Annotated in this window: 8 protein-coding genes; all 8 read left to right on the forward strand. The window is 50.4% G+C overall.

Going from position 1 to position 12,050, the window contains the following annotated elements:
* The first annotated feature begins 41 nt into the window (after positions 1–41).
* Entirely contained in the window at positions 42–1,931 is a 1,890-nt protein-coding gene (locus V3O24_RS13180; RefSeq protein WP_331307578.1) for an adenylate/guanylate cyclase domain-containing protein, read from the forward strand.
* 26 nt (positions 1,932–1,957) lie between these two features.
* Positions 1,958–3,895 (forward strand): acetate--CoA ligase, encoded by a 1,938-nt coding sequence (acs, locus tag V3O24_RS13185; protein ID WP_104424146.1) that lies wholly within the window; start codon positions 1,958–1,960, stop codon positions 3,893–3,895.
* Between the two features lie 201 nt (positions 3,896–4,096).
* Positions 4,097–5,839 carry an ABC transporter ATP-binding protein gene (locus V3O24_RS13190; protein ID WP_331307579.1) on the forward strand — a complete coding sequence of 581 codons (1,743 nt, stop codon included), beginning with the start codon at positions 4,097–4,099 and terminating at the stop codon, positions 5,837–5,839.
* 181 nt (positions 5,840–6,020) lie between these two features.
* Positions 6,021–8,171, forward strand: a complete 2,151-nt coding sequence (locus tag V3O24_RS13195) for an adenosylcobalamin-dependent ribonucleoside-diphosphate reductase (RefSeq protein WP_331307580.1) — start codon at positions 6,021–6,023, stop codon at positions 8,169–8,171.
* Positions 8,172–8,906, forward strand: coding sequence for a DUF3800 domain-containing protein (locus tag V3O24_RS13200; RefSeq protein ID WP_331307581.1), 735 nt, complete (start codon positions 8,172–8,174; stop codon positions 8,904–8,906). It begins immediately after the preceding gene.
* Positions 8,907–9,135: 229 nt separating this feature from the next.
* Positions 9,136–9,816: an NrdJb gene (locus V3O24_RS13205; protein WP_331307582.1), complete on the forward strand. Its 681-nt coding sequence runs from the start codon at positions 9,136–9,138 to the stop codon at positions 9,814–9,816.
* 194 nt (positions 9,817–10,010) lie between these two features.
* Positions 10,011–10,592 carry a hypothetical protein gene (locus tag V3O24_RS13210; RefSeq protein ID WP_331307583.1) on the forward strand — a complete coding sequence of 194 codons (582 nt, stop codon included), beginning with the start codon at positions 10,011–10,013 and terminating at the stop codon, positions 10,590–10,592.
* A 1,099-nt stretch (positions 10,593–11,691) separates the two neighbouring features.
* Complete coding sequence (locus V3O24_RS13215; protein WP_331307584.1) at positions 11,692–12,027, forward strand: DUF2956 domain-containing protein; 336 nt, start codon at positions 11,692–11,694, stop codon at positions 12,025–12,027.
* Positions 12,028–12,050 lie beyond the last annotated feature (23 nt).

The following is a 12,050-nucleotide window of genomic DNA, read 5'->3' on the forward strand; positions in this document are numbered from 1 at the left end:
CTTGGTGTTATTCTCGTTAAGTCAGTATATGAGCTTATCTTATGAGCCTTAATAAAAAGATTTTTATCACCTTCTTTATTTCAGTCACGGCTTTATTATGCATCACTCTATACCTAATTGATACGCAAGCCGAACAGCATGAAATCAAACGAATTATTGCCGATCTGGATGCCGCGCAATTTCAGTTTCAACATGATCTGGAAGCCGAACAGAAACAGATCCAGACGCTGACCCGCGTGATAACTGCCGACCAAAAATTCCGCTCTTTTTTAGCGCAAATAAAAGATAATTTTTATCCCTTTGTTGAAGAAATCGGCAAAGATACAGACGCGGATTTTGTTTTTATGCTGGATGATGAGTCGGCCGTCAGAGCGCTTTATTCGTTAAACGGCCACAGCAAGCCGCCGATGGAAAACAACTTTTCCAGTTTTGCCGTCCAAACCAGCCTGGATTCGGGGGTGATGTCGTCAAAAATGGTCAGCTTGACTGAAGGCTTATATAGCAGCCATTTTATTCCGTTGAAAGAAAACCTGAACGATGAGTATGCGGTCGGCTTAATCGTGGTTTGCAATCAAATAAACGACGGCTGGGTTGCCAAATTATTGTCTAAAAACAATTTGCTGCAAACCGTCTTTTTCAATGGGCGACACGTTGTTGCTAAAAATACCAGCCCGGAAATGGCCTCCGCGGTCCTGAGCCATCAGCCAGACATCCGGGAAAACGGCATATTCAGCTGGAACAATGAGCGTTATATCGCTAAACAAGTACTGTTCGAGCAACAAAACCAACAGGCAGGCTACATACTTAGCGCTAATCTGGATCAAGCATTGCGCACGTTCAAACAACTGCAGCACCAGGTTATATTGATAGGCGGAGGAATTTTATTGCTGGGCGCGCTATTGTTTATGTTGATTTCGCAACGTATCACGCGTCCGTTACGCTTAATCACCAAAGGGACGCTGGAGATTAAACAGGGCAATTACCGGCATCGCATAGATTATCAAAATTCGGATGAAGTCGGGCAATTAGCCGCCGCGTTTAATGTGATGGCGAGCGATTTACAAGAAAAAGAGCTGATCCGCAGCACCTTTAACAAATATGTCGATCCTGCAATTGTCAGCGAATTGCTCAGCCAGCCGGAGAAATTAAGGCTAGGCGGCGAACGGAAACAGCAGACGGTTTTATTCAGCGATATTGCCGGATTTACCGAGTTCAGCGAAAAATTGCCCGCAGAAGCGTTGATTAAAATTCTCAACGACTATTTATCGGCAATGACTTCGGAAATCAGCCAACAACACGGCATTTTGGATAAATTTATCGGCGATGCGATCATGGCTTTTTGGAGTCCGCAGCTTTGTAATGGACATCACGCGAATTACGCTTGCCAATCAGCGTTAGCCATGCAAAAAAAACTGTGCATGTTGCGCCCGCATTGGGCGGCGAAAGGGGGGCCTGAAATTAATGTCCGCATCGGTATCGCGACGGGAGAAATGATCGTCGGCAATATTGGTTCGGAACAGGCTCGCAGTTATACTTGTATCGGCGATAAGGTAAATTACAGTTCCCGTCTTGAAAGTTTAAATAAACATTACGGAACGCAGATTATGATCGACCGGCAAACCGGGGCTGAAATAACGGGCTTTATTATTAGAGAGCTCGATACAGTACGGGTTAAGGGGCGAGAAGCCGGCGAAACCATTTACGAATTAATCGGCGAAGCCAATGAAGTTGACGACACACGGCTTGAAACAATAAGCCGCTATGAACAAGCGCTGGCTTTATACAGGAATGCCGATTTCGCCGAAGCGGCGCAAATCCTCTCAACCTTAAGCGCTGATGGCCCTAGCCGTACACTATTAAAACGTTGTAATGATCTACAACAAAATACGCCTGAAAGCTGGGATGGCATTCATTCCATGCTGGATAAATAAACTTCAATCGAACTCAAGGATAATACATGTCAGACGTTAAAATTTATGACATAAAGCCGGACATAGCGGCCAATGCACACATTACCGCTGAAACCTATAAAGCCCTGTATCAGCGCTCGATAGCCGAACCGGAAGCGTTCTGGGCCGAACAGGCAGAATTGTTCCTGGACTGGAGCAAGCCTTGGGGTAAGGTCACGGACTGCGATTTCAAGACCGGCCATATCCGTTGGTTCGAGGGCGGCAAACTCAACGTCAGCGTCAACTGCGTGGATCGGCATCTGGCAACGCGCGGCGACCAGGTTGCGATTATCTGGGAAGGCGACAACCCGGCCCAGGACAAAAAAATCACTTACCGGCAATTGCACGAGCAGGTCTGCAAGTTCGCCAACGTGCTGAAAGCGCAAGGCGTCAAAAAAGGCGACCGCGTTTGCATCTACCTGCCGATGATCAGCGAGGCGGCAGCGGTGATGCTGGCCTGCACCCGCATCGGCGCCGTGCATTCGATCGTGTTCGGCGGCTTTTCGGCCGAGTCTTTAAAAGACCGGATTTTGGATGCAGACTGCCGGTTTTTGGTTTGCGCCGACGAAGGCCACCGCGGCGGCAAGATCGTACCGATTAAAGCCAACGTCGATGAGGCTGCCGCGGCTTGCCCTTGCCTTGAAAAAGTCATCGTAATAAAGAACACCGGCAGTCCTGTCAATTGGCACGAGCAGCGCGATGTCTGGTACCACGAGGCGATGGCGAGCGCCAGCCCCGACTGCCCGGCCGAAGTCATGGATGCCGAAGATCCGCTGTTTATCCTGTACACCTCGGGTTCCACCGGCAAGCCGAAAGGGGTTTTGCACACGACCGGCGGTTATTTGCTGTATACGGCCATGACCCACAAATACGTGTTCGATTATCACGATGGCGACATTTACTGGTGTACCGCCGACATCGGTTGGGTAACCGGACATTCCTACATGATCTACGGCCCGTTATGCAACGGGGCCACCACCCTGATATTTGAAGGCGTGCCGACTTATCCCGATGCCGGGCGTTTTTGGCAGGTGGTCGACAAACATCAGGTCAATATCTTCTATACCGCGCCGACCGCTATCCGCGCATTGATGGCGCAGGGCGATGAATTTGTCGAGCGCAGCTCGCGCAGCAGTTTAAGGATACTCGGCAGCGTCGGCGAACCGATCAACCCGGAAGCCTGGGAATGGTATTACCATGTGGTTGGCGACGGCCGCTGCCCGGTCATGGATACCTGGTGGCAAACCGAAACCGGCGGCATCCTGATCACCCCGTTGCCCGGCGCGATTGCGTTAAAACCGGGTTCGGCGACCTTGCCCTTTTTCGGCATCAAGCCCGAAATCATGGACAACGAAGGCCGAATCAGGGAGGGCGCGGCCGAAGGCATCTTAGTCATCAGCCGGTCCTGGCCCGGACAAATGCGCACCGTTTACGGCGACCACCAACGCTTTGTCGATACCTATTTTAAGAACTACCCCGGCTATTATTTTACCGGCGACGGCGCGCGGCGCGATGAAGACGGCTATTTCTGGATTACCGGGCGGGTTGACGATGTGATCAATGTCTCCGGCCACCGTATGGGTACGGCGGAAATCGAAAGCGCGCTGGTGCTGCACGAGCATGTCGCCGAGGCGGCGGTGGTCGGCTATCCGCACGATATTAAGGGGCAGGGCATCTACGCCTACGTGACCTTGAATGTCGGCATCGAGCCTTCCGAAGAGCTGCGCCAGGAACTGATCGATCTGGTCAAAAAAGAAATCGGCCCGATTGCGCACCCGGATATTATCCAGTGGGCGCCGGGCTTGCCCAAAACCCGCTCCGGTAAAATCATGCGCCGTATTTTGCGCAAAGTGGCGTCCAATGAGATCGGAACATTGGGCGATACTTCCACGCTGGCCGACCCGTCCGTGGTTGAGGATATTATTGAGCATCGCGCCAATAAATAATCATCTTAACGACTTACCCTGCCCAATGCCGTAACCGCGTTTGGCTACGCGGACAAGGCATCGCGTATTTTTGTATTCAAAGCAAGCTTTGAACTCCGGCATCTGCACTTTCTGGAGTCCAAAGCTTGCTTTGGCCGTTTGGTTCGGTTGCATTTATCAGCTGAACCCAGGTAACAGTTCCCCGCTTACAAAAAACAATTCATGGACATCATCTTCAAAGAATACGGCCGGGTTATCCGGCAGAAAAAATGGTTTTTCCTGCTGGCTTTAGCCGCCTTGGCTTCAGCGATGACCCTGGATTTATTTGCGCCGGTTTATTATAAAAATATCGCCAACGGACTGGCCGCGCCCTATTCGGACGCAACGCTGACGTTATTGCTGGACAACCTGAAACAGATCGGAATGATTTATGCGGGCATCTGGCTGTCATGGCGCTTGTATGAAGTCGCGATTATTCCACTCGATGCTGGCGGCATCAATCTGCTCGAAAAACGCTGTTTCGAGGTGCTCAAAAAACAAAAATCCATTTTTTTCGAGAACAGTTTTTCCGGCAGCCTGATCAAACAGGCGAACCGCTTCTCGCGTTCTTTTGAACTGATTATGGACTGGTTTTTGTTCCAGTTTTTCATGAACATTGTGGCTGTCAGCGTCGCCTTTGTGATTTTTTACCGGCAACAGCCGGAATTCGCGTGTTATTTTCTGGCCTGGGTCGTGTTGTTTATTACCTGGAGCGTTGGTTTTTCGGTATGGAAACTGCGTTTCGATAAGGCCGTGGCCCAAGCCGATTCAGTCGTCGGCGGCGCGTATTCGGATGCGATCGGCAATATCTTCGTGGTCAAGAGCTTTGCGTTGGAAGCCGGCGAACAGGCGCGCATCAACCAAGCCTCAGATATTGTTTACAGGAAGAAAAAAATCGCCTGGACCTTGATGTTCATCTCCTTCGCGGTGCAAGGCCTGATGACCTTCAGTATTGAATTGCTGCTGGTTTATTTGATGATTCAAAAATGGAAAACCGGCAGCTTTCCGGTCGGCGAGTTTGTGCTGTTCCAGTCGATCATGATCATGCTGATCCAGCGCTTATGGGAGTTCGGCCGCAATTTCAGGAACTTTTTCTCAGCCCTGGCCGACGCCTCCGAAATGGCCGATATTTTCCGCCAGCAAGATGTCGAGGCCGACGGGGCCAATGCCCAGGCGTTGACCATCGTCCGCGGCGCTATCGATTTTAACAAGGTCTGCTTCGGCTATAACGAAGCAAACCGGCTGTTCGAGGCTTTCAGCCTGAACATTAAAGCCGGTGAAAAAGTCGCGCTGGTCGGCCACTCCGGTTCCGGCAAATCGTCGTTGACCAAACTGTTGTTCCGTTTCATCGAACCCCAAAAAGGCGGCATCAGCTTCGACGGAGTCGATGCAAAAGCCTTTACGCTGGCTTCATTGCGCCGGCAAATATCGATGGTGCCGCAACAGCCGGATTTATTCCATCGCTCGATACGGGACAATATCACGCTGGGCGCGGATATTTCGGACGCGCGGTTGGCTGATGTCGCCGAGAAATCCCGCTGCCTTGAGTTCATCAGACAGCTGCCGGAGCAATTCGACACGCTGGTCGGCGAGCGCGGCGTCAAACTGTCCGGCGGCGAAAGGCAGCGCATCGCCATTGCCCGCGCCTTTTTGGAGGATGCGCCGATTGTGGTCCTGGATGAAGCCACCAGCGCGCTGGATTCGCTGACCGAAAAACAGATTCAAGCCGCGATTTTCGAGCTGATTAAACATAAAACCACATTGGTTATCGCTCACCGCCTGTCGACCATCCTGAACATGGATCGCATCGTCGTGCTGGAAAAAGGCAAAATCATAGAGCAAGGCACGCACCAGCAACTGCTCGCCAAACAAGGCAAATATTACGCCATGTGGCAGCATCAAAGTGGCGATTTCCTGGTCGAATAGCAGGCTTAATCCGCAACTGTGAAGTTTGCCGCATTGTTTTTATTTGCTCGCTAAACCACTACATATTGTGTTATTATAAAAAATAAGCACTATATATCGATTGCTGGCCTGACTCGGCGGCTTTTCGCTTTATGTTTTTTGCCTTAACTTACTATCCCCCTATTACTAGAGAGAGCTCCCAATGTCGGCAAAGCTACATGTGATCCCAAACACCGTGACCGAAATACCTTTTCAAGACGCCTCAATGGATATTTGGGACTCCAAATATCGCTTAAAAACCAAAGACGGCGTGGCGATTGACGGCACCATCGACGAAACCTACCAGCGGGTCGCCAGAGCGCTCTCCGGGGTGGAAAAGAATAAAACCAAACAGGAACAGTCTTACAAAGATTTCCTGTGGGCCTTGCGCCAGGGCGCTATTCCGGCCGGGCGGATTACGTCCAATGCCGGAGCCCTGGAACACAAGCCGGCCACATCGACGATCAACTGCACCGTATCCGGCACCATTTCCGATTCGATGGACGATATTCTGCACAAGGTGCATGAAGCGGGACTTACGCTGAAAGCCGGTTGCGGCATCGGTTACGAATTCTCGACCCTAAGACCTAAAAACGCGTATGTGTCCGGTGCGGGCGCCTATACCTCCGGTCCGCTGTCGTTCATGGACATCTACGACAAGATGTGTTTCACCGTGTCGTCCGCAGGTGGACGGCGCGGCGCGCAAATGGCGACTTTCGACGTCGGCCATCCCGATGTCGTCGAATTTATCCGCGCCAAACGCGAAGACGGGCGCCTGCGCCAATTTAACCTGTCGCTGCTGATCACCACCGAGTTTGTCGAAGCGGTAAAAAACGATCTGCCTTGGCCGCTGTCGTTTCCGGTCACCGAAAAACAAGTCAAGCTCGATAACCTGGATCTGGCCGACGACAAACAAATCATCTGGCGCGACCTGCCGCACATGGACGGCTATGTCGTTAACGACGACGGCCTGGTCGCCTGCAAGGTCAGTAAAACCATGCCCGCACGCCGCCTGTGGGACATCATCATGAGCTCGACTTACGACTACGCCGAACCCGGATTCATCCTGATCGACAAGGTCAACGAGATGAACAACAACTGGTTTTGCGAGAAAATCCGCGCGACCAATCCCTGCGGCGAACAGCCGCTGCCGCCTTACGGCAGCTGCCTGTTAGGCTCGATCAACCTGACCTCCTTCGTCAAAAAACCGTTCACCGGCGACGCGCATTTCGACTGGGACAACTACCGCAAAGCCATCAAGATTTTCACCCGCATGCTCGACAACGTGGTTGAAATCAACGGCCTGCCGCTGCCCCAGCAACAAGAAGAAATTCTCGGCAAGCGCCGCCACGGCATGGGCTACCTGGGGCTGGGTTCGACCGTCACCATGATGGGCATGAAATACGGCGACGCACAGTCGCTGGAATTTACCGAAGAAGTGACCAAGGTGCTGGCGGTCGAAGGCTGGAAAGCCGGACTTGCGCTGGCCAAAGAAAAAGGCCCGGCCCCGATCATGGAGCAGATGTTTACCGTCACCGGCGAAATGCTGCACAAACGCCCGGAAATGGTTGCCGATGGTCTTAAAATAGGCGACCGCGTACCCGGAAAACTGCTGCACGCCAAATACAGCCGCTACATGCAGCAATTGAGCCGGGAAGAGCCCGAACTGGTCGCCGAGCTGATCGAAACCGGCGCCCGCTTTACCCATCACAGCTCCATTGCCCCGACCGGCACCATCTCCCTGTCGCTGGCCAATAACGCCAGCAACGGCATAGAGCCGAGCTTTGCGCATCATTATTCGCGCAACGTGATCCGCGCCGGTAAAAAATCCAAGGAAAAAATAGACGTGTTTTCGTTTGAACTGTTGGCCTACCGCGCTTTGGTCAATGCCGATGCGATGCCTTACAGCGACAATCCCGATCAGCAATTGCCGGATTATTTCATATCAGCCGACGACGTGACGCCGAAACAGCATGTCGATATTCAGGCGGCCGCGCAAAAATGGATCGATTCGTCGATCTCGAAAACCGCCAACGTGCCGACCGATTACCCGTATGAAGACTTCAAGTCCATTTACGAATACGCCTACGATAAAGGCCTGAAAGGCTGCACCACGTTCCGTTTCAATCCCGAAGTGTTCCAGGGCGTATTGGTTAAGGAATCGGACCTGGAAAACACCACCTACCAGTTCACGCTGGAAGACGGCCATGTCGTGGAATATAAAGGCAACGAGGAAGTGGAATACGACGGCGAAATCCACAGCGCCGCCAACCTGTTTGACGCCTTGAAAGAAGGTTACTACGGCAAGTTTTAAATGACCAATAAGTTCTCGGAATACATCGTTTATGTTGATGAAAGCGGCGACCATGGTTTGAATACCATAGATCCCAACTACCCAATATTTGTACTGGTTTTTTGTATCTTTAAAAAGCGGGACTATGTGCAAACAGCAGTCCCGTTATTGCAAGAATTTAAACTAAAGCATTTTGGGCATGATCAAGTCGTTTTGCATGAAACCGATATTCGTCGCGATCGAGGCAGCTTTTCGTTTTTAAAAAGCAGGGAACTCAAAGCGGATTTTTTAGATGAGTTAACCGGTATTATCCAAGGAACACCTTTCACACTCATCAGCACCGTAATAAAAAAAGAAGCGTATCGCCAGCACCATCATGAACTGGAAAACCCCTACCATATCGCCTTGCGTTTCGGTTTGGAGCGTATTTTTTATTATTTGCGGCAACAGCCCGCTGTTACACATATCGTTGTCGAGCAACGCGGCAAGGTCGAAGATGACGCGTTAGAGCTTGAGTTCCGCCGGATTTGCGCGGGCAATAACCACCTACGGCAAGCACTGCCTTTTGAACTGGTGTTTGCGGATAAAAAAAGCAATTCGGCTGGTTTACAAGTGGCTGACTTAGTTGCGCGTCCAATCGGATTGCACATACTAAAGCCGGGGCAAAGCAATAGGGCTTTTGAGATTATTAGCGAGAAGTTTTACAAGAACGGCCAAGGCGACAAAATCGGCTACGGATTAAAATGCTACCCGTAAAAAACAAAAAGCCCCGATGTAACCACCGAGGCTTTTGGTCGACCGAGAATCCTCAATCCTTGGCCGCATTATCGTTAAGTTACTACCAGCAGTCAAGTAAAGTATAACTACTGGTAGTAATCAGCACGGCATTAAAGGGATAAAGCACAAACCACTAACATATTTCATGTAATCCAAAGTAATGGCTTTCAAATTGATTACATCTTTAACACCTATCAAGGCAGACATCATGACACTACATAAGATCACCAAAAAAATCGTCAGCTACAAAGTCCTGACCAAAGAAGATGCCGAACCGGTCAAGCAAGAGCCGGAACAGCCCTCGCTGGAAAGCATGAACGAAAACCTGACGCGCCCGGAAGTGCTGCTCGGTTCCACCTACAAAATCAAAACCCCGCAGTCGGAACATGCGTTGTACATCACGATTAACGACATGATCCTGAACCAGGGCACGCCCCATGAAGAGCGCAGACCTTATGAAATCTTCATCAACTCCAAAAACATGGAGCATTTCCAGTGGGTGTTGGCGCTGACCCGGCTGATCTCGGCGGTGTTCCGCAAAGGCGGCGACGCCTGCTTCCTGGTCGAGGAAATGAAAGCGGTATTCGACCCGCACGGCGGCTACTTCAAAAAAGGCGGCGTGTTCATGCCGTCGCTGGTCGCCGAAATCGGCTACGCGATCGAATCGCATTTGAAGCACATCGGGATGATCAAGCCGGAAAAGATGACCGATCACCAGAAACAGTTTCTTGATGAGAAGCGTAAGGAGTTTGAAGCTGCGCATGGGGAGTCGGAGGGGCAGGCGTTTCCTGAGAAGGCGGTGCTTTGCAGCAAGTGCAGCACTAAGGCGATGGTGTTGATGGATGGGTGTATGACTTGTTTGAATTGTGGGGAGAGTAAGTGTGGGTGATGGGATTGGGATTCATGGCGACATTGCATGTCGCCGGTAGCCAAACTATCACGGGTGGATTGCCTAATTACGATTCGGCTCTGCTGAGCTAAAATTGAATAAAGAACAACTTTTGAAAATAACGCTGGTTAACATACTGAATTTGCATGTTATCTACGTCCAGATAATCACTCGTAAGGGCTAAGGAGCGAACCATGACCACACTGGAAGTTCACAATATCACTATCTATCAGACTATCGACAGTCCAGATCTCTGGATGACCTATTCATTTGCACCTGAATGGCTCGCAGATGCAAAAGCAGAAGCTGAAAAGCCAGAAAATCATCATTCGGCCAGAAGGCGAGAAATTATCTTTTCCGTAGCATTTGCTGAAAGCTACTTGGTCGAATGGGTTCGTGATGAAATTCTTCAAAGAGATTTCCAAAAGTTTTTCGAACTTTTCCCTACCTCCGCAAAATTTTCGGCTAAAGAGAAATGGAAAGAGATTCCGAAGATACTTTGCCAAGATGGTCTTCTAAAAGGAACTCCCTCTTTGAAAAATACCTTTTGGGTAAATTGGTGCATACTCGTCAATTACCGAGACGGTTTAATTCATGCCGTTTCTAGCCGTCCCAGCGGCACATCTGTTCCCGAGGAAGCAGCGCTCCTTCCGTCAGTTGACAAACTGGCCGCTTTGAAGCCTGGCTGGGCAGTAAATATAGCTCTTGAGCTTGTATCTAATTTTCATATGGCTGCTGAAACAAAACTCCCTGAGTGGCTAAAAACAAATGCCTAACCTTAACAAGTACAAGCCGCGTAGGCGGGCTGAATGCAATGAAGCCCAACATTTCCAACGAAAAAACCTGCCAACAACATTAACAATGTGTCGCTACCGCGACGATTGATTTGATCGGGTTCTCGCACCCGAGGGCGAGATACTTTCTTTTGCTTCGCCAAAAGAAAGTATCCAAAGAAAAGGCGACCCGGTTGCCGCTTTGATCCTGCGTTCCTCGCTTTCGCCGGGGGTTGCCGAAAGGGGCTCCTGCCCCTTCGTCAACGTGCGGCCTCCCTGCCGCACCCCTCACGGGCTGTTCCCGGCGAAAGCTCCGGTACTCGGCGCGGCATACGGGATTAAACTCGTAACACAGGCAAATTTTCTTCGCTCTTATACGACGATTCTCGTTTACTTGTTCCCACGCGCTGCGTGGGAATGCAGTATGGGACGCGCTGCGTCCTGTATTTGTAAGGCCTATATTTCAATACATTAACCACGACTCGCGGCGTAGCGCGCCTTGACTGCGTTCCCACGCAGCGCGTGGGAACGAGACAAAAACGTTTTTTCCATAACAATAAACGCTGTGCGAGAACGAAGGAAATTTGCCGGTAGTGGGAGCTTAATCCCGTATGCCGCGCCGAGTACCGGAGCTTTCGCCGGGAACAGCCCGACAGGGGCGCTGCATGGATGCAGCGCGTTGCCAGAGGGCCAGGGATGGCCCTTCTGGCAACCCCCGGCGAAAGCGAGGAACGCAGGAAGTAAGCGGCAACCGGGCCGCCTTTCTTTTGGATACTTTTCTTTGGCGGAGCAAAGAAAAGTATCTCGCCGTCGGGGGCGAGACCCCGATTCAATCAAGCGTCGCGCTAGCGACACCTTATTTTGCAGTATGGGACGCGCTACGTCCTGTGTTTGACTAGAAAATCAATGAGCCAATGTGCATGCTTTATTGGTATTTGTAAATAACCATCCTGTAAACTTTGCCATTCTATACTCGCGCGGTCGCTTGGCTTTTAACAAGTCATGAAAGGCTTATTATCTATAAAATGCTAGTAATTTGATTATCTGCATCCGTAATCTCGCACGGTATAATCAGGAAAGCATTCATTATCAAAATACAATCATGACTAAACATAGCTATCAAAAGCCGTCGCAGCAAACTCAAGAGGAAGCGTTGAAAATAGCCCGAGGAATTCAACGCCCCGCTCAAACCAAAGAACAAACAAAGCTGATTGCTCAAGGCATTCAAAAAGGAATCGATCTATACAAAAAACAGCAAAAGGAAAAAGCCAGGGACCTGAACAGGAAACTCAAGAAAATATCAAGTCAAAAGGCGCAATCGATTGAGTCCGATGATTATGAAATACAAATAGTTTATCGGCAGCACTGGCTTCCTTGGTCGCTACTGTTTTTGACATGGCTGGGCGCGGGCATTTACTTTCTCGTTCAAATTCAATGAACCATCGAGCCCCATTGATTCAT

This window comes from Methylobacter sp. Wu8 (genome assembly GCF_036440755.1).
GTDB lineage: Bacteria > Pseudomonadota > Gammaproteobacteria > Methylococcales > Methylomonadaceae > Methylobacter_A > Methylobacter_A tundripaludum_A.